The sequence below is a fragment of the Wenzhouxiangella sp. XN79A genome, from assembly GCF_012272825.1.
Lineage (GTDB): Bacteria > Pseudomonadota > Gammaproteobacteria > Xanthomonadales > Wenzhouxiangellaceae.
In genome coordinates this window covers 65,472-84,531 of the sequence record NZ_JAAWWS010000156.1, presented here as the reverse complement: position 1 = coordinate 84,531, position 19,060 = coordinate 65,472, and the positions used below count along the sequence as shown (strand labels likewise).

Annotated in this window: 14 protein-coding genes; 9 read left to right on the top strand and 5 right to left on the bottom strand. The window is 70.7% G+C overall.

Translation table 11 applies throughout. The features are described 5' to 3' along the window. Position 1 precedes the first annotated feature (1 nt). From ccmC to HFP89_RS11320, 4 genes are read right to left on the bottom strand one after another with little or no spacing between them, the layout of a single operon-like run. Positions 2-778, bottom strand: coding sequence for a heme ABC transporter permease CcmC (gene ccmC / locus HFP89_RS11335; protein ID WP_168717772.1), 777 nt, complete (start codon positions 776-778; stop codon positions 2-4). Beyond that, a complete protein-coding gene (ccmB, locus tag HFP89_RS11330) occupies positions 775-1,449 on the bottom strand; it encodes a heme exporter protein CcmB (protein ID WP_168717771.1) in 675 nt (224 codons plus the stop codon). Before ccmB ends, ccmC begins: the two co-directional genes overlap by 4 nt. Beyond that, a complete protein-coding gene (ccmA, locus tag HFP89_RS11325) occupies positions 1,446-2,039 on the bottom strand; it encodes a heme ABC exporter ATP-binding protein CcmA (RefSeq protein WP_168717770.1) in 594 nt (197 codons plus the stop codon). The genes ccmB and ccmA overlap by 4 nt, the downstream gene beginning before the upstream one ends. Continuing rightward, positions 2,036-2,485, bottom strand: coding sequence for a DUF3293 domain-containing protein (locus tag HFP89_RS11320; protein ID WP_168717769.1), 450 nt, complete (start codon positions 2,483-2,485; stop codon positions 2,036-2,038). The genes ccmA and HFP89_RS11320 overlap by 4 nt, the downstream gene beginning before the upstream one ends. 152 nt (positions 2,486-2,637) lie before the next feature. Between HFP89_RS11320 and gor the strand changes: the two genes are divergently transcribed. The 9 genes from gor to pmbA all read left to right on the top strand — a co-directional run bounded on the left by gor (position 2,638) and on the right by pmbA (position 18,365). Next, positions 2,638-4,002, top strand: a complete 1,365-nt coding sequence (gene gor, locus HFP89_RS11315; RefSeq protein ID WP_168717768.1) for a glutathione-disulfide reductase — start codon at positions 2,638-2,640, stop codon at positions 4,000-4,002. Between the two features lie 68 nt (positions 4,003-4,070). Then, positions 4,071-8,273: a S8 family serine peptidase gene (locus HFP89_RS11310; protein WP_168717767.1), complete on the top strand. Its 4,203-nt coding sequence runs from the start codon at positions 4,071-4,073 to the stop codon at positions 8,271-8,273. Positions 8,274-8,411: 138 nt separating this feature from the next. Next, positions 8,412-8,798, top strand: a complete 387-nt coding sequence (gene rsfS / locus HFP89_RS11305; RefSeq protein WP_240956337.1) for a ribosome silencing factor — start codon at positions 8,412-8,414, stop codon at positions 8,796-8,798. 10 nt (positions 8,799-8,808) lie between these two features. After that, entirely contained in the window at positions 8,809-9,267 is a 459-nt protein-coding gene (rlmH, locus tag HFP89_RS11300; protein WP_168717765.1) for a 23S rRNA (pseudouridine(1915)-N(3))-methyltransferase RlmH, read from the top strand. A gap of 4 nt (positions 9,268-9,271) precedes the next feature. Then, entirely contained in the window at positions 9,272-9,856 is a 585-nt protein-coding gene (locus HFP89_RS11295; protein ID WP_168717764.1) for a Maf family protein, read from the top strand. Between the two features lie 102 nt (positions 9,857-9,958). After that, entirely contained in the window at positions 9,959-11,446 is a 1,488-nt protein-coding gene (gene rng, locus HFP89_RS11290) for a ribonuclease G (protein WP_168717763.1), read from the top strand. Positions 11,447-11,459: 13 nt separating this feature from the next. Further along, on the top strand, positions 11,460-15,233 hold the full coding sequence (locus HFP89_RS11285; protein WP_168717762.1) for a YhdP family protein: 3,774 nt from the start codon (positions 11,460-11,462) through the stop codon (positions 15,231-15,233). Between the two features lie 325 nt (positions 15,234-15,558). Beyond that, entirely contained in the window at positions 15,559-16,989 is a 1,431-nt protein-coding gene (gene tldD / locus HFP89_RS11280; RefSeq protein ID WP_168717761.1) for a metalloprotease TldD, read from the top strand. Further along, positions 16,986-18,365, top strand: coding sequence for a metalloprotease PmbA (gene pmbA, locus HFP89_RS11275; protein WP_240956335.1), 1,380 nt, complete (start codon positions 16,986-16,988; stop codon positions 18,363-18,365). The genes tldD and pmbA overlap by 4 nt, the downstream gene beginning before the upstream one ends. A 40-nt stretch (positions 18,366-18,405) precedes the next feature. Here the strand turns inward: pmbA and HFP89_RS11270 are convergent, their stop codons facing one another. Further along, entirely contained in the window at positions 18,406-19,014 is a 609-nt protein-coding gene (locus HFP89_RS11270; RefSeq protein WP_168717760.1) for a YceI family protein, read from the bottom strand. Positions 19,015-19,060: the final 46 nt, after the last annotated feature.

The following is a 19,060-nucleotide window of genomic DNA, read 5'->3' as shown; positions in this document are numbered from 1 at the left end:
TTCATGCCGGCTGTTTCCTGTCGTCGAGCGCCGGGGCCAGTTCGCGCCTGACCCAGGCCTTGTGCTGGTCCTGGGCCAGCAGCAGGTTGCGGGCGCGGTCGAGCAGCGCGGCGCCGAACAGGAACTTGGTGCCCAGCGTGGTCCAGATCAGCGGCGGGATCATCGACGGGTCCATCTTCGACTCGCCGAAGATCCGGATCGTCTGGCCCTGGTGCAGCGTGGTCCACCACTCGACCGAGAAGTGGATGATCGGCAGGTTGACCAGCCCGGCGATGACCAGCACCGAGGCCACACGCGCGCCCTTGCGCGGGTCGTCGTAGGCGGCATACAGGGCCATGATGCCGACGTAGATGAACAGCAGCACCAGCATCGAGGTCAGCCGCGCGTCCCATTCCCACCAGGTGCCCCACATCGGCTTGCCCCACAGCGAGCCGGTGACCAGGCAGATCAGGGTCAGCGCCGCGCCGATCGGGGCGGCGGCCATGGCCATGATCTCGGCGGTGCGGATCCGCCAGATCAGCGCGATCGCGGCCAGCACGGCCATGATCACGTAGGCCAGCATGGCCTGCCAGGCGGCCGGCACGTGGATGTACAGGATGCGGGCCGAATCGCTCTGCTGGTAGTCGGGTGGTGCGACGTACAGCGCCAGGTACACCCCGTACAGGGTGCAGGCGAAGAACGCGGCCCACAACCAGGGCGCGACGCGGCGCGCGAACACGCTGAAGATGGGCGGCGAGCCGAGCTTGTGGAACCAGAGCTTGAGGGTGGACCAGATCATTCGAGATTCGTCTTCAGCGCGGCGCGGATGCCGATCGGCGCCAGGGTCAGACACAGTATTGTAAAGGCAGCCAGCAAACCCAGGTGAGCGGCCGGACTGAAGCCGTCGGCGGCCAGGCCGACCGCACCGGCGGCGAAGATCATCAGCGGCACGACCAGCGGAAACACCAGGATGGCCAGCAGCGCGCCGGCCCCGCGCGTGGTCAGCGTCAGCGCCGCGGCCAGGCCGCCGACCAGGGTCAGCGCCGGGGTGCCGATCAGCAGCGAAAGCACCAGCGTGCCCAGGGCCTGGGTCGGCAGGTTCAGCATCATCGCGGCCAGCGGCGAGAACAGCACGATCGGAAGCCCGGTGACCAGCCAGTAGGCCAGCAGACGGACATAGACGGCCAGGTAGCCTTCGCGGCGGCCGACGAACCACTGTTCCAGCGAGCCGTCGTCGAGATCGGGCCGGAACAGGTGCTCCAGCGCCAGCAGGCTGGCCAGCAGGGCCGCGACCCACAGCATGCCGCCCGACAGCCGCGCCAGCAGGTCCGGGCCGGGGCCGACGCCGAGCGGGATCAGCACGACCACGGCGAACAGGAAGAACAGCGGCAGCAGCGTCTGGCCCAGCCGGCGAAAGGCCAGCTGCAGGTCGCGCGCCAGCAGCGCGCGGGCCTCGGTCCAGCCGCTCACGCCGCGGCCTCGGCGGCGACCACGGCCAGCCGGCGCAGCGCCGGGTGGTCGGGAAAGCGCTGGTGGGTGGCCAGGACCACTGCGCCGCCGGCATCGACCTGGCCGGCAATCAGCGCATCGACGATCGCGCAGCCGTCATCGTCGAGGCTGGCGTAGGGTTCGTCGAGCAGCCACAGCGGGGTGCGCCGGACCAGCAGCCGGGCCAGGCCCAGCCGGCGGCGCTGACCGGCCGACAGTGCGCGGGCCGGACGCCGGCCGAGGCCGGCCAGGCCGACCCGCGCCAGCGCCTCGGCCTCGGTCAGCCCGGCCGGGCCCAGGCCGCGCTCGAAGGCCAGGTTCTCGCGGCAGCTCAGGTCGTGCTTGACCGCCGGCAGGTGGCCGAGGAACGCGCAGTCGGCGTGTGCGGTGCGGGTGCCCGCGGCCGGTCGGAGAATGCCGGCCAGTGCGCGCAGCAGGGTGGTCTTGCCGGCGCCGTTGCGGCCGGTCAGGGCCAGGACGTCACCGGTCGACACGACCAGCGAGACCGGCTCGAACACCGCTTCGCCGGCGCGCTCGAAGACCAGGGCATCGGCGGCCAGCAGTTCGCTCATCGGCAGGCCCGGTCGTCGCGACAGACCGTGACCAGCCGGGCCGGACCGTTGCCTTCGCCGCAGACCACGGCGGCCTGGCCGAAGCGCCGGGCCAGGGCCAGCCCGTCGTCGAAGCGCAGCAGCTCGATCAGCCGGCCGCGCTCTTCCGGCCAGCGACCGTCCGGGTCGATGTGGCGGGTGATGCCGCGGACCGGCAGCCGGGCCTCGGCCAGCGCGGCGTCGAGTTCGGCGCGGGCGCTGCGGTTGGCGACCTCGTCGCGCTGCTCGGCGGCCGGGTTGTCGGCGGTCAGGATCATCCAGCGTCGGATCGATCCGGCGACTTCGTCCGGCCAGCCGGCCGGCTGATCGATGTGCAGATCGACCTCGCCGCCGCTGTTCAGGCGCACCCGGTAGATCGTCGCGCGGAACGCGTCGAGCAGCGAGCTGGGCAGCGGGGCAGCGGACATCGAGGGTTCTCCGGTCAGGCTTCGCGGGCGGTGCGGTATCATCCGGCGCGGCAAGAAACGGGCCGTTCGGACGGTCCCTGTTTGATGTTCACGTTCCAGCGCCGGATCCAACGCGCTCGATTCTACCTTCCCCAGACGTCCGGAATTCATCGATGCATTCATACGACTACGATCTCTTCGTCATCGGCGGCGGCTCCGGCGGCGTGCGCGCCGCGCGCATCTCGGCCGGCCACGGCGCGCGGGTCGGCCTGTGCGAGGAATCGCGCCTCGGCGGCACCTGCGTGATCCGTGGCTGCGTGCCGAAGAAGCTGATGGTGTTCGCCAGCCAGTTCTCCGAGGCCTTCGAAGACGCCGCCGGCTACGGCTGGACCGTCGGCGAGACGCGCTTCGACTGGAATGCGCTGGTCGAGGCCAAGGAAAGGGAGATCACCCGGCTCGAAGGTGTGTACGGGCGGATGCTCGAAGCCGCTGGCGTGACGGTTCATGAAGGCCGCGGGCGGGTCGTCGATGCGCATACCGTGCAGGTCGGCGAGCGCCGTTTCACGGCCGAGACGATCCTGGTCGCGGTCGGCGGTCGGCCGACCCGGCTCGATATCCCCGGGGCCGAGCTCGGCATCGTGTCCGACGACGCGTTCGACCTGCCGGAGCAGCCGAAGGACCTGCTGATCGTCGGCGGTGGCTACATCGCGGTCGAGTTCGCCGGCATCTTCAACGGCCTGGGCACGAAGGTGACCGTGGCCTATCGCGGCGATCGCATCCTGCGCGGCTTCGACGACGACATCCGACGGGTGGTCGATGCGGGCATGCGCCAGCGCGGCGTGGACATCCGCACCGAAGTCTGCCCGGCGCGGCTGGAGCGAGCCGACGACGGGCGGATCGAGGTGACCTACACGGATGATACGACCGGCACCTATGACCAGGTGTTCTTCGCGACCGGACGTTCGCCCTACGTCGGCGACCTGGGCCTCGAGGATGCCGGCGTGGAGCTCGGCTGGAACGGGCACGTGCAGGTCGACGGCGACAGCCGGTCTTCGGTCGACAGCATCTTCGCCGTCGGCGACGTGACCGACCGCGTCCAGCTGACCCCGGTGGCGCTGGCCGAGGGCCATGCCTTCGCCGATACGCAGTTCGGCGAGATGCCGCGCCAGGCCGACCACGAGCACGTGCCCTCGGCGGTGTTCAGCCAGCCGCCGGCAGCCAGCGTCGGCTTCGCCGAACACGAGGCGCGGGAACGCTTCGATCCGCTGCGGGTCTATCGTTCGGAGTTCACGCCGATGCGCTACACCCTGGCCGGGCGCCAGGAGAAGGCGCTGATGAAGATCCTGGTCGAAGACGCCAGCGATCGGGTGGTCGGCCTGCACGTGGTCGGCCCCGATGCCGGCGAAATCGTCCAGGGCTTCGCGGTGGCGGTGCGGGCGGGTTTGACCAAGGCCGATTTTGATCGCACCATTGGCATTCATCCGACCAGCGCCGAGGAGCTGGTCACGATGCGCGTGCCGGTCGACACCGGCCAGTGAGTTCGTGTTCGTTTCATGGCCCCGGGGGCGGGGCCGCGTTGGCAATCACAACTGGAGCAGATCCATCCATGAATCATTCTCGAATCCGAAGCCTTCTTCTTGCTGCCGCCGCGCTCGCGCTGACCGTCGGGGGGACGGTCGCCGGCGCGAAGAGCGACCTGCGACCCGAGGTCGCCAAGGGTCTCGAGGCCGGCACCTTCATCGTCCGACTCGACTCGGCGCCGACCCCGACCTTCCGCGGCGGCACCATCGACACCTTCGATGACCAGGGCCGCAAGACGGCCAAGCGCTTCGCGCCGACCGCGCCCGAAGTCACCGGCGCGCCGAAGCTCGACACCGACGTGCCGGCCGTGGTCGACTACGTCACCCACCTGGACCGCGCGCGCGCCGAGCTGCTGACGCGCGCCGAGGCCACCCTGGGCCGCGCGATCAAACCGAAGCACGTCTATCGTCACGTGCTCAACGGCTTCGCCGTCGAGCTGACGCTGGCCGAGGCCCGCGCGCTGGCCGAGCTGCCGGGCGTGCGCTCGGTCGAGCCGGAGTTCATCCACTATCCGCTCACCGACAACGGACCGGAATGGATGGGCGCCGACCGGTACTGGACCGGCCAGGGCGACATCGTTGCGCCGAACCGGGGCGAGGGCACCGTGATCGGCGTGGTCGACACCGGCATCAACTGGGAATCGACCTTCTTCGACCCGTCGCGGCCCGGTACGCCGACGATCGAGAATCCGCGCGGGCAGTTCTACGGCCTGTGCGATCAGCCGAACGTGCCGTGCAACGACAAGCTGATCGGTGTCTGGGATTTCACCGACGAAGGCACCGACGGCAAGGATCCGGACGTGCACGGGTCGCACGTGGCCAGCACCGCCGCCGGCCTGCCGTGGTCGTTCACGCTCAACTTCGGCTCGGGCGGCGAGGACATTCCGATCTTCTTCTCGACCTCCGGCGTAGCGCCGGAAGCCAGCATCATTTCCTACAAGGCCTGCGTGGACGACCCGGACGAAGGCACGTTCGTGTGCTTCGGCAGCGACACCTCCGCGGCGCTGGAGCAGGCGATCACCGATGAGGTCGATGCGCTGAACTATTCGATCGGCGGGTCGCCGACCGACCCCTGGGCCGGCATCGGCCAGTCGTTCACGACCTCGCAGGAAATCTTCCTCAATCTGCGTGCCGCCGGGGTGGTGGCGGTCACTTCGGCCGGCAACTCCGGACCGGGCGAAGGGACCGTCGGCACGCCGGCCAACGCGCCGTGGGCCTTCGCGGTGGCCAACGCAACCCACGACCGGGTGCTCGCCAACCGGCTGTTCGACGCCTCCGGCGGCAATTTCGTGCTCGGCGCCCTGACCGGCCCGGGCATTTCCGGCGGCACCGACATCCGCCCGATCGTCTACGCCGGCGACTTCGGCAACGCCTTGTGCGGCACCGGAACGGCCGAACTCGGCCCGACCTGCGCCGACAACAGCGGCGCGACCAATCCGTTCGCGCCGGGCACCTTCAACGGTGAGATCGTGGTCTGCGACCGCGGTACCTACGGGCGGATCGAAAAGGGCCGCAACGTGCTGGCCGCCGGCGCCGGTGGAATGATCCTGGCCAACACCGATGCCGAGGGCGAAAGCGTCAACAGCGATCGCCACTGCCTGCCGGCGATGCACCTCGGCGACGAGGCCGGCGATCGCATCCGCAGCTGGCTCGACGGCGGCAGCGCGCACCAGGGCCGACTGACCGGTACCCAGCGCGTCGAGAGCGGCGAGTTCGGCGGCCGACTGAACACCAGCAGTTCGCGCGGGCCGTCGATCGGCGCACCGAACGTCATGAAACCGAACATTACCGCGCCGGGCACCGATATCATCGCCGCCGGCGCGGACGGTACGAACTCCATCGCGTTCCTGACCGGCACCTCGATGTCGTCGCCGCACGTGGCCGGAGCCGCGCTGTTGCTGCGCCGCTCGCACCCGGACTGGGGGCCGGATCAGGTCTTTTCTGCGCTGATGACGACCGCCGACCCCGAGGCCGTGACGCTGGACGACGGCTCGCCGGCCAGCACCATCGAGCGCGGCGCCGGTGGGGTCCGGGTCGACCGGGCCTCGAACATCGGCCTGTACCTGCCGGTCAGCATCCAGGAGTTCGAGGACGCCAATCCCTCGCTGGGCGGTGATCCCGGCCAGCTGAACCTGCCGGGCATCGCCAGTGACGGCTGCGCCGGCAACTGCGTGTTCACCCGGACCGTGCGCGCACTCGGCGATGGCGTCTGGAGCGTGACGACCGAGGGCCCACTGGACATCGACGTGTCACCGTCGGACTTCACGCTCAGCGCGGGCCAGTCGCAGACGCTGACCGTGACCGTCTCGCCGGGCGACACCGAGATCGGTACCTGGGCCAGCGGCGCGGTCGTGCTGACCTCGGGCGGGGATGTCTGGAGCCAGCAGCGGCTGCCGGTCGGCGCGTTCATCTCGGCCGGCGTGCTGCCGGGCCAGCAGGACTACACCACCGAGACCAACCGCGGCCGCGGCGAGCTGGTCATCGAACAGCTCGGCGCGGTGTCCGAAGCGCTGTACCGAACCAGCGCGCTGACGCTGCCCGAATCGCGGGTGGTCGGTCTGTCGCAGGATACGTCCAACCAGGATCCGTTCGACGGCGGACCCGGCGTGGCCGTCGAGCTGGTCGACGTGCCGGCCGATGCGCTGCTGCTGCACGTCGAGACCTTCATTTCCGGTTCGCAGGACATCGACCTGTTCGTCGGCCGCGACGCCGACGGCGACGGCAACCCGGAACCGAGCGAACTGCTCTGCGAATCCACCACGCCGAGCGACCTCGAGAAATGCCAGATCGAGACGCCCCTGCCGGGCACCTACTGGATCGTGGTCCAGAACTGGCTGGCGTCTTCTCCGGGCGCGACCGACAACGTGCCGTTCGAGTTCGCGGTGCTCAGCGAGGACCTCGACCCGAGCCTGGTCGTATCCGGTCCGGCGGTGCACCCGGGGGGAACGCTGACGCTGCCGGTCTACTGGGACCAGCCGGCGATGCGCCGCACCGAGCGCTGGATCGGCGCGGTCGGCATCGCCTCGTCGCCGGACTTCACGGCCAATGTCGGCGTGATCCCGGTGACCGTGGATCGGACCGCGGACAATGAGCCCGAGGGCGTGGCGCTGTTCGAAGGCCAGGCCTATCCGCTGGTCATTCCGCCGCAGACGGTCCACGCGACGTCGGGCATCGCCGTGCCGCCGACTGCAACACGGCTCGACATCACCGTGGACGGGCCGATCGAGTCGCTGGAGATCCGCAGATTCGATTACGCGAACTTCGGACCGCCGGGCGGGCCGTCGATCACGCCGCCGCCGCTGCCGACGCTGGGCGAGTTCGTGACCACAGGCAGCGTGTCGGGCGGCATCTGGACGGCCAGCGTCACGCCATCGGGCGCTGCCTCCACCATCCCGTCCGGCTTGTATTTCCTGGTCATGGACAACGGCGCCAACGCCGAGGCCTCGGTCACGGTCACCGCCGAGGTGACCGAGGACGAGGGCATCCCGCCCCAGCGCGGCCTGTGGAGCCCGCGCGACCGGCTGATCAACCAGGGCATCGAGTACCAGGTGGCCGGCAACAACGCCTTCGTGACCTGGTACACCTACGACGAGGACGGCGGGGCTGCGTTCTATATCTCCAACAGCGTGTCGCCGCAGGCCGACAGCTCGTACTTCCGCCAGCCGATCTTCCGGGTGACCAGCAACGGCCTGCGCCAGACGGTCGACGTGGTCGGCGAGATCCAGCTGACCGCGCTCAGCGAGACCGAGCTGATCTTCGACTGGCGCCTGAACGGCTACCACGGATCGGAGATCTTCACCCCCGACCACGGCCTGAACTGCCCCGAGATCGACGGGCAGACCCAGCAGCTGCTCGGCCACTGGTTCCCGCAGGGCGTGACCGAAGGCGGCGTGACGCTGCTCTACACCGCCACCACCGAGGCCTGGGTGCGCTACTACTTCGACGCGGTCGGCGAGCCGCGCTGGTTGCTGGCCAGCGGTGTGCTCGGTGTCAGCGAGCCGGGCGGCGACGTCAAGGTGCTCGAGCTGCTCGAGTACCGCGGCTGGTGCATCTACTGCGAGGAGGGGCCGATCACGAACAGTCCGGTCGGAACGGTCTCGCGCTCCTTCGACGGTCTGACCAGCGCCAACGAGTCGATCGAGTTCGAGATCGGTCCGCCGATCAACACCAGTTACGCGACCGAACGGACGCTGACCCGCCTGTCCAACGTCGGCAGCTGCCCGAACTGACCGGGCAGTGCGCGTCGTTTCCATTCTGCGGCGCCGGCCTTCCGGCGCCTCGGTACGCGATTCTGCGGGTGGTCGCGCGCAGGGGTCGACGGGCGTACAATGGCATCCTCTTTCGATGAAGCGAGACGGTCCGACCTCTTGAACCCCTCCGACAATGCCGAATCCGTCCAGCGCCTGCGCGATCTTGCCGTCGCCGTGCTGGAAGACGCCAAGGCGCAGGACCTCCAGGTGTTCGACCTGCGCGAACGCAATACCTTCGCCGACTACATGATCCTGGCCAGCGGCACCTCGAGCCGCCAGGTCAAGGCCATGGCCGATCGCCTGACCATGAAGCTGAAGTCGCTGGGCCTGCCGCCGCCGCTGGGCGTGGAGGGCGAGCAGGGCGGCGAGTGGGTGCTGGTCGACCTGGCCGACGTGGTCGTTCACCTGATGCTCCCGCAGACCCGGGCCTTCTACAACCTCGAGAAGCTCTGGGACGCCTCGACCCGCGAGCGCTCGGCCGCGCCGCCCGCCCAGTCGCTGTAGTCCGACCGTCGTGCGGCTGGCCCTGATCGCGATCGGGCGGAAGATGCCCGGCTGGATCGCCGAGGGCTTCGGCGAATACCGCAAGCGCCTGCCGCCCCACCTGGACCTGGACCTGGTCGAACTCGACGCCGGGCGCGGCTCTTCGCCGGCCGACGTGCGCCGCGACGAGGGCGGAAAGCTGCTGGCGAAGATCCCCGACGGCGCCCGCGTCATCGCGCTCGATGGCCGCGGCACGCCGTGGCGCACCGAGGACGTGGCCGAGCGGCTGGAGAACTGGCAGATGGACGGCCGGACGGTCGCGCTGCTGGTCGGCGGTGCGAACGGGCTGGATGACGCCGTGCTGGCCGCCGCCGAGCAGCGCTGGTCGCTGGGGCCGCTGACGCTGCCGCACATGCTCGTCCGGGTGCTGCTGGCCGAACAGCTCTACCGGGCCTGGACGGTGACCACCGGTCACCCCTATCACAAGTGAATCCATGAACGACGCGCTGGAATCGAGCCCGACCCTGGTCCTGGCCTCCGGCTCGCCGCGCCGGCGCGAGCTGCTGGCCGTGCTGATCGAGCGCTTCGAGGTCCGGCCGGCCGATATCGATGAATCGGTCCGCGACGGTGAATCGCCGTCGCACTACGTGCAGCGGATGGCGCGCGAGAAGGCGGCCGCGCTCGATCTCGCGGCCTGGACGATCGGTGCCGATACCTCGGTGGTGCTCGACGGCTCGATACTCGGCAAGCCGAGCGACGCAGAGGACGCCGTGCGGATGCTGCGCGCTCTGGCCGGCCGCACCCATCACGTTCACTCGGCCGTGGCACTGCGCGCCCCCGATGGCCGGATCGATGTTCGCGAATCGGTCACCGCGGTCGAGTTCGCCGCGCTCGACGAGGGCTGGATGGCCCGCTACGTGGCCTCCGGCGACCCGCTGGACAAGGCCGGCGCCTACGGCATCCAGGGCGCGCCTGCGGCCTGGATCCGGACCATCGACGGCAGTCATTCCGGGGTGGTCGGCCTGCCGCTGTTCGAGACCGCCGAACTGCTGCGCGCCGCCGGCTTCGACCCGGCCTGAGCCCGGAGGGGTGCAGATCCCCCCGGATGCTATGCTTTCGGGCCGGGTCCGCGCTGCATCGGCGGTCCGGTCCGTCGTCCACCCCGCGCGAGCCCGAACCCCGTGAGCAACGAACTGCTGATCAACGTGACCCCATCGGAGCGCCGTGTCGCGCTGGTCGAGAACGGGCTGCTGCAGGAAGTCCACCTCGAGCGCGCCGACGACATCAGCTACGTCGGCAACATCTACTTCGGCAAGGTCGAGCGGGTGCTGCCGGGCATGCAGGCGGCGTTCGTCAACATCGGGCTGAGCCGGACGGCGTTCCTGCACGCCGGCGAGATCGCCCGGCCGCGCCCGGAGCTCAGCGCCGCGCTGGACGACGAGCTGGTCGAATCGACCGTGCCGCCGATCAGCGAGCTGATCCGCGAAGGTCAGAACGTGCTGGTCCAGGTGGTCAAGGATCCGATGGGCTCGAAGGGCGCGCGGCTGACCACCCAGCTGAGCCTGCCGTCGCGATTTCTGGTCTATCTGCCCGGCGTGCGCTCGGTCGGCGTTTCGCTGCGCATCGACAACGAAGAGGAGCGCTCGCGCCTGCGCGCGCTGGTCGAGGACCTGCTCGGCGCCGATGACGAAACCGGGCTGATCGTCCGGACCAACGCAGAAGGCGTCGGGCGCGAGGAGCTCGAGCGCGATCTGTTCTACCTGCGCACGCTGTGGCGGGACCTGGAGCGTCGGATGTCGGACCAGCCGAAGCCCGGCGACTGCATCTACGAGGACCTGTCGCTGCCGCTGCGCGCGATCCGCGACCTGATGCACGGCGGCATCGACCGCGTGCGCATCGACGATCCGACCACGCTGCGCCAGGCGCAGGCCTTCGCGGCCACCTTCGTCGCCGAGTGGGCCGACCGGATCGACGCCCACGCCGGCACCGGCCCGGTGTTCGACCTGTTCGGCGTCGAGGACGAGATCGAGCGGGCGCTGAAGCGCGAGGTGCCGCTGAAGTCCGGTGGCCACCTGACGATCGACCAGACCGAGGCGATGACCACCGTCGATGTCAACACCGGCGGCTACGTCGGCGTGCGCAACTTCGACGAGACGGTGTTCAAGACCAATATGGAGGCGGCCCAGGCGCTGGCCAGGCAGCTGAGGCTGCGCAACCTCGGCGGCATCGTCATCGTCGATTTCATCGACATGACCGACGAGGAGCACAAGCGCCAGGTGCTGCGCATGCTGCAGCAGGCGCTGGCCCGCGATCCGGCCCGGACCTCGGTGTCGGAGATCTCGCCGCTGGGCCTGGTCGAAATGACACGCAAGCGAACCACCGAAAGCCTGGAGCACCGCCTGTGCGAACCCTGTCCGCACTGCAACGGGCGCGGCTGGCAGAAATCGGTCGACAGCGTCTGCTCGGAGATCTTCCGCGAGATCCTGCGCGCGGTGCGCCAGTTCGAAACCGGCCGACTGATGGTGATGGCCTCCCCCCAGGTCGTCGACAAGATCCTCGAGGACCACACCCGGACCGTCGCCGAACTGACCGAGCAGCTCGGCACCAGCATCCGGTTCCAGCCCGAGGAGCAGTACGGCCAGGAGCAATTCGACGTCGTGCTGCTGTGACGGAGGCGCTGATTTGAGCCGGACGCGTTCGTCGGAACGCCGCGATCGGGCCCGCCGCCGCCTGCGTGCGCTGCGGCGGGTGTTCTGGAAGTCGCTGGCGGTGATCATCATCGTGTCGGCGGCGCTGGTCAGCCTCGGCCGGCTGCTGGCGCCGTATGCCGATGTCTCGCGCCCGCTGGTCGAGCGCCTGCTGAGCGACGCGCTGGACCAGCCGGTCCGCATCCGCGAGCTGCGCGCGCGCTGGCCGCGCATGTCGCCGGAAATCCGGTTGATCGGGCTGGAGATCGGTTCGGCCGAGGCGCCGCTGCTGCAGCTCGACCAGGCCCGGCTGCAGCTGCGCCTGTACAACCTGGCTCGCCCGGCGCGCAACACGCTGGGCCTGGCTGCGCTGGGGCTGGACGTGGCCGTGATCCAGGCCGCCGACGGGCGCTGGAGCTGGCAGCTCGAGCAGGGCCGGATCGAGCGGGGTTGGGAACGGATCCTGACCGCCGGCGACCTGACCCTGCGCGAGGTCGGCATCCGGGTCGAGCCACGCGCGCTGCCGGCGCTGGCGCTGGACGTGCCGGAAGCCGCGCTGGCCCGCGATGGCAACCGGCTCGCGCTGGAGCTGCTGGCCCGTCCGGACGGCGCGGTCGGCGATCCGATCCGGGTGGCGCTGCGGCTGGACCTCGACGACGGCCGGTTGACCGGCCTGAACGGCCATGCCCGCGTCCCGGAATTGCAGATCGATGCCGACCCGGAGGCCGGTACGGGCCTGGTCCTGGCCGGCGAAGGCTGGATCGACTGGACCGCCCGCGACGGGCTCGACGGCCTGGTCGATCTCGACCTGGTCCGACGGGTCGACGACGAGGCGGTCGAGCGGGCGCGGCTGGAATCGGCGCTGCGCGGGCAGGGCACGCGATTCGAGATCGGGTTCGAGCTTGCCGATCCCGGCACCGGCGAGGCCTGGGTCGCGCGCGCCGCGCTCGGCACCGATCGGGCGCATTACGCAATGGCTGCCGAGTTCGTCGACCTGGCCCGCCTGCACGCCTGGGTCGCCCCGTGGCGCGGACGCGGCCTGGACGTGCCGAGCGCGCTGGGCGGGACGCTGCACGACTTCGCGTTCGGCGCCGGCGCCGAGGGCCGGCCGCATGCCGCCCGGGGCCGGATCCGCGCGCTGCGGGCCGGCTTCGAAGCGCAATCGCTGGATCTCGAGCTCGACGAACTGGATTTCGGCCTCGCCGGCGACGCGCTGCGCCTGCAGCCGTCGGGCGCGCTCGCGCTCGACTGGCCGACGCTGTTCCCGGAGCCGGTCCGTTTCGATCGCAGCGACGGCGCGCTGGGCTGGCGGCCGGGTCGGATCGAATTCGACGGGCTCGAAATTGCCGATGCCGAGCGGGTCCTGCGGGTCGATGGCGGGGTGCTGACCGATCCGTCCTGGACCTCCGGCGTGATGCTGGACCTGCTGGTCGACACCCCACGCCTTGCCGCCGAGCGGCCGCAGCGCTGGCTGCCGCTGAAGGGGCTGCCGGCCGACGTGCGCCGCTGGCTGGCCCGCGCGCTGATCGCGGTCGAGCGGGTCGAGGCCCGAACCACGCTGTTCGGCGACCCGACCACCTGGAAGCGATCGATGGCGGAAGGCGCATTGAACAGCCGGATCCGGTTCGAGGGCCTGACCCTGGACTATGCGCGCGGCTGGCCGCGCGGCGAAGACCTGCACGGGCGGCTGGAGTTTCTCGGCCCGTCGATGGACGGCGCGGTCGAGGCCGGGCGCGTGGCCGGCGTGGCGCTGCGGGCCCCGACGGTCCGGATCGCCCACCTGCCCAGCGCCGAAATCGAACTGGACCTGGCCAGCGCACCGGGCGCGGGTGCGGCCGACCTGGCCCGACTGACCCGGGCGCTGCCGCTGGCCGGCGCCCGCGAGGCGCTGGACGCCGGTCGCTGGTCCGGCCCGGCCTCGGCCGAGGCCGCGGTCTGGCTGCCGATGCGCGGACTGCGCGACTGGCGGCTGGCCGGTGCGGTCCGCTTCAACGGTGCGGCGCTGGACTGGAACACGCCGCGCTACCGGCTGGACGCGATCCGCGGTGCGATCGGCTTCCAGCGCGCGGGCTTCGGCCCGGCCCGGCTCGAGGTCGAGCGCGACGGGACGCCGTTGTCGCTGGATGTTCGCGCCGACTTCGCGCCGCGCTTCGCGCTGCATCTTGCCGGACGCTGGCCGCTGGACCGCGCGCTGCCCGACGACGCCTTCGGGCTCGATCCGCAGACGCTGACCGGCTGGCTGGACCGGGTCTCCGGCACCGTGCCGCTGGCCGTCGAAGTGCTCGGCGGCGGCGCCGGCAGCCAGGGCAGCGGCAATCTGCGCGTGGCCAGCGACCTGGTCGGGCTGTCGCTGGATCTGCCCGCGCCGATGAACAAGGCGGCCGGCGCGGCCTGGCCGTTCGAGCTGGTCGTGCCGCTCGGCCGGGCCGACGCGCCGGTCCGGCTCGATCTCGTCGACCGCGCCGAGGTCCTGTGGTCGGGGTCCGAGCGGATCGGCGTCGGTCTGGGTTCGGGCGCGGCCGAACTGCCGGCCAGCGGGCGCTTCGACGTCGACGGCGAACTGCCGGTGCTGGACCTCGGCGGCTGGCTGGGCCTGGCCGCGCCGCTGCTGGAACGCGGTGCGGCCGGGGCCGCAGCCGCGGCCCGTGTCGATGGCCGCGTCGCGCTGCGGATCGAGGATGCGCGGCTCGGCCGGACTTCGCTGGGTGCGATGACGCTGGACCTGGGCCGGGAGGACGACTACTGGCGGCTCGGCGTCGACGGCCCGGCGGTGGCCGGCCGGGTCCGACTGCCGGGCGGCGGCAGCGGCATCCCGGCGATCGTCGCGGAGTTCCAGCGGGTCCACTGGCCGCGCGGGCCGGCGGTCGACGAGCCGCCCGGCCGGCCGTCGACGCTGGACCCGCGCCGGCTCCCGGAGATCGACCTGCGGATCGACGATCTGCGCTTCGGTGAGCTCGAGCTCGGTCGGCTGACGATGAATTCGCACGCCGCGCCGGACGGGCTGGAGATCGAGCAGTTCGCGACCGAGTCCGAAGCGCTGGCGCTGACCGGCAGCGGCAACTGGCGGTCCGGCGAAGACGGGCGGCCGACCGCCGGCGGGCGGTTCCGCTTCACCGCCGACGGCCTCGGCCGCGTGTTGAACGAGGCCGGCTTCGATCTGGCCCTGCAGCGCGGCCAGGCGGTGATCACGCTCGACGGTCGCTGGCCGGGCAGCCCGCTCGATTTCACGCTTCAGCGCTTCGACGGCGCGCTGGACCTGGTGATCGGCGACGGCGTGATTCCCGAAGCGCAGCCCGGCGCCGGCCGCCTGCTCGGTCTGGTCAGCCTGAACTCGATCCCGCGTCGGCTCCGGCTGGACTTCACCGACGTGTTCGCCGAGGGCCTGACCTTCGACCGCGTGGCAGGCCACTTCGAGCTGGCCGACGGCGAGGCGGTGACCGACGACCTGGTGATCGAGGCGCCGGCGGCGATCGTCCGGGTGCGCGGTCGCACCGACCTGGTCGATCGCACCTACGACCAGACCCTGATCGTCCAGCCCGGCGTCGGCTCGACCCTGCCGATCATCGGCGCGCTGACCGGCGGCCCGATCGGCGCGGCGGCCGGTGCCGCGCTGCAGCAGCTGCTCGACAAGCCGCTGCGCGGCATTTCCGAGGTCCAGTACGCGGTCACCGGCCCGTGGAGCGACCCCTCGATCGTGCCGATCAGCGCCCGCGGCGTCGAGGCCCTGCCGGGCGAAGAATCGCCCCCGGACGAAGGCGGCGGAGGTTGAATCCCGCGCCGGCGCCCGGATATCTGTTCGGGTCATGGACGCGCCTGGTTTGTTTGTCCACGGATGAACACGGATGAACACCGATAATGAGTGGACGTGAAGTTCGGCGCGGCCCGTTGCCCGGGAAACGGACGCATCACGAACGATCGCGCCCGGCGCGGTCCAAGGCGCCGTCGACGTTGCTCCGCCCTTCTACGAAACGGCGTGGTCCGACGGTGACGAATTCCTGATCTTCATCCGTGTCCATCCGTGTTCTGGTGTGGACACCTTCCCGGTTTCGACGGCGCGAACGAAGCCCTCAACGACGACTTCAAGTGAGCACGACATGCTGCAACTGGCAACCGAACATCTTCTGACCCCGGCCGAGCTCCAGCCGGACGACCTCGATCGCGTGCTCGGCCGGCTGGTCGCCGGGCGGGTCGATTTCGGCGATCTGTATTTCCAGAATCGCCAGACCGAGACCTGGAGCCTGGAAGACGGCATCGTCAAGGCCGGCGGCTTCCACATCGACCAGGGCGTCGGCGTGCGAGCGGTGGTCGGCACCGGTAGCGGGTTCGCCTATGCCGACGCGATCACGCTGCCTGCGCTGCTCGAAGCCGCCGGCAGCGCGCGCTCGATCGCCCGCAGCGGCGAGGATGGGCAGTTGCCGGTCGCGCGCCGTGTCGATACGCCGGCGCTGTATTCGGCCGACAACCCGATCGAGGCGCGCGGTTCGGCCGACAAGGTCGACCTGCTGCGTACCATCGATGCCTACGCCCGCTCGCTGGACCCGCGCATCACCCAGGTCAACGTCTCGCTGGCCTGCCAGCACGAATCGGTGCTGATCGCGGCCAGCGACGGCACCCGGGCCGGCGACGTGCGGCCGCTGGTCCGGCTCGATGTCCGGGTGATCGCCGAGGAAGGCGACCGGCGCGAGTCCGGCAACGCCGGCGGCGGCGGGCGCTACGCGCTCGATGAGCTGATGCGCCCCGAGGCCTGGCAGAAACTGGCCGGCGAGGCGGTCCGCCAGGCCACGCTGAACCTGGCCGCAGAGGACGCGCCGGCCGGGTTCATGACCGTGGTGCTCGGTCCGGGCTGGCCCGGCGTGCTGCTGCACGAGGCGATCGGCCACGGCCTGGAAGGCGATTTCCACCGCAAGGGCATTTCCGCGTTCAACGGGAAGATGGGCGAGAAGGTGGCCACCGAGCACTGCACGGTGGTCGACGACGGCACGCTGCCGGGTCGCCGCGGCTCGCTGAGCATCGACGACGAGGGCACGCCGACCCACTGCACGACGCTGATCGAGGACGGCCGGTTGGTCGGCCTGATGCAGGACAAGCTCAACGCCCGCGCGATGGGCATGCCGGCGACCGGCAACGGCCGGCGCGAGTCGTTCGCGCACCTGCCGATGCCGCGCATGACCAACACCTACATGCGGCCCGGCGAGCACGATCCGGAGGAAATCCTGGCCTCGGTCGACGACGGCATCTATGCGGTCAACTTCAACGGCGGGCAGGTCGACATCACCTCCGGCAAGTTCGTGTTCGTGGCCTCGGAGGCCTACCGGGTGAAGAACGGCAAGGTCGGCGCGCCGCTGAAGGGCGCCACGCTGATCGGCAACGGCCCGGACGTGCTGACCCGGGTGGCGATGGTCGGCAACGACCTCGAGCTCGACGCCGGGGTCGGCGTCTGCGGCAAGGACGGCCAGGGCGTGCCGGTGGGCGTCGGTCAGCCGACCCTGCGCATCGATGGCCTGACGGTCGGAGGTACGGCATGAGCGCGCTGCCCGAACCGAAGGCCCGCGGGGCCCATGAACTGCTGGTCGATCCGGACGGCGAACAGGCGATGCTGTCGGAGATTGCCCTGGGCCTGCTGCGAAAGGCGCGGGCCGGCGGCGCCGAGCAGGCCGAGGTGCGCGTCAGCTCCAGCCTGGCCCGCGAGGTCAGCGTGCGGCTCGGCGAGGTCGACACGCTGGAGGAAGCACGCGACCGCGGCGTGACGGTGACGGTGTATCGCAACAAGGCCAGCGGCACGGCAACCACCGGCGACCTGTCGCCCGAGGCGCTGGAGCGTGCCGTGGAGCAGGCACTGGCGATCGCGACCTACACCCAGCCCGACCCGGCCGGCGGGCTGGCCGATGCCGAGCGCATGGCCGAACGCATCGAGGACTTCGACTGCTGGCATCCCGCGACGCCGGACATGAACGCACTGCTCGAGCGCGCACGGGCGATCGAGACGGCCGGCCGCGAGGTCGACCCGCGGATCGACAACTCCGAGGGCGCCGGCGTTTCGACGTCGGCAGCGATCGGCGTGTATGCCAACAGCCACGGGTTTCTCGCTGCCGATCGGCACACCGGCTACGGCCAGAGCTGTGTGCTGGTGGCGCGCGATGAGCGCGGCATGCAGCGCGACTGGGACTGGGATGACCAGGGCCGCTTCGACGCCCTGGCCGCGCCCGAGCTCACCGGCCGGGGCGCTGCGGAGCGGGCCCTGAAGCGGCTCGGCGCGCGCCGCGCGCCGACCGGCCCGACGCCGGTGCTGTTCACGCCCGACACCGCGCTGGGGTTGATTCGCCACCTGGTCGGCGCGGCCTCGGGCGGCAACCTGTATCGCCGCTCGAGCTTTCTGCTCGATCGTCGCGGCGAAGCGATCTTCCCCGACTTCGTCCAGATCCACGAAGATCCGCATCGGCCGGGTGAAGCGCGGTCGAGTTCGTTCGACGCCGAAGGCGTGGCCACGAAGCCGGCGCCGCTGATCGAAGCCGGTCGGCTGGTCCGCTATCTGCTGGGCAGCTACTCGGCACGAAAACTCGGGCTGGAGACCACCGGCAACGCCGGCGGCGTGCGCAATCTGCTGGTCCGGCCGGGCAAGGCCTCGCAGGCCGAGCTGATCCGGCAGATGGGCCGCGGCCTGGTCGTGACCGAAGTGATGGGGCAGGGCGTGAACCTGGTCACCGGCGATTACTCGCGCGGCGCGTCGGGCTACTGGATCGAGGACGGGCAAGTGGCCTACCCGGTCGAGGAGATCACCATTGCCGGCAACCTGCGGGACCTGTACGCCGGAGTCGTCGCGCTCGGCAACGATGTCGAGACCCGGCGCAACGTCCAGACCCCGTCGATCCTGATCGAACGCATGACCGTCGCCGGGGAGTGACCCCGACGGCGGCCGTCCGGGTCGCGCGGGTCCGACCTGTTCAGGTCTCGCCGTCGCGGCGGATGCCTTCGATGGTCAGGGTCATCTGTACGGTTCGCGCCTCCGGACCCAGCTCGTAATCGATGCCCCAGTCGGCCAGCGTGAGCGTGGTCGTGCCCTCGAAGCCGCGCCGGAACCCGCCCCAGGGGTCTTCGCCGGCACCGGTCTGTTCGACCTCGATCGCCAGATCGCGGGTCTGCCCGAGCATCGTCAGTTCGCCCTCGAGCCGGTACCGGTCCTTGCCGGTCGGTACGAAGGCGGTCGAGCGGAAGCGCGCGACCGGGTGCTGCTCGACCTTCAGGAAGTCCTCGCCGCGCAGGTGTTCGTCGCGGCGCCGGTGGTTGCTGTCGATGCTGGCGGTGCGGATCTCGACGGCCACCGACGACGTCTCGGGGGCGTCCGGGTCGAAGGTGAATTCGCCCTCGAAGTCGTTGAAGCGGCCGTACAGCCACGAGAAGCCGAGGTGCGAAATCCTGAACTGGACGAAGGCGTGTGCGCCGCGGGTGTCGATGACGTAGGTCTCCGGCGCGGCGGCGGCCGGTGCGGGCGCAAGCGCGGTGGCCGCCAGTGCGGCGCCGGTCAGCAGGGTCGAAGTCAGCAGGCGATTCATTTCGGTTCCTCCGGATGGCCGAGTCGGGTGTGCAGGGTCGCTGGAT

Bases quoted from the DNA above. Each gene is read 5' to 3' on its own strand.
- pmbA (WP_240956335.1), top strand. From the start codon at position 16,986: ATGAGCGCGCTGCCCGAACCGAAGGCCCGCGGGGCCCATGAACTGCTG.
- gor (WP_168717768.1), top strand. From the start codon at position 2,638: ATGCATTCATACGACTACGATCTCTTCGTCATCGGCGGCGGCTCCGGC.
- HFP89_RS11270 (WP_168717760.1), bottom strand. From the start codon at position 19,014: ATGAATCGCCTGCTGACTTCGACCCTGCTGACCGGCGCCGCACTGGCG.
- HFP89_RS11295 (WP_168717764.1), top strand. From the start codon at position 9,272: ATGAACGACGCGCTGGAATCGAGCCCGACCCTGGTCCTGGCCTCCGGC.
- ccmA (WP_168717770.1), bottom strand. From the start codon at position 2,039: ATGAGCGAACTGCTGGCCGCCGATGCCCTGGTCTTCGAGCGCGCCGGC.
- HFP89_RS11320 (WP_168717769.1), bottom strand. From the start codon at position 2,485: ATGTCCGCTGCCCCGCTGCCCAGCTCGCTGCTCGACGCGTTCCGCGCG.
- tldD (WP_168717761.1), top strand. From the start codon at position 15,559: ATGCTGCAACTGGCAACCGAACATCTTCTGACCCCGGCCGAGCTCCAG.
- HFP89_RS11310 (WP_168717767.1), top strand. From the start codon at position 4,071: ATGAATCATTCTCGAATCCGAAGCCTTCTTCTTGCTGCCGCCGCGCTC.
- ccmC (WP_168717772.1), bottom strand. From the start codon at position 778: ATGATCTGGTCCACCCTCAAGCTCTGGTTCCACAAGCTCGGCTCGCCG.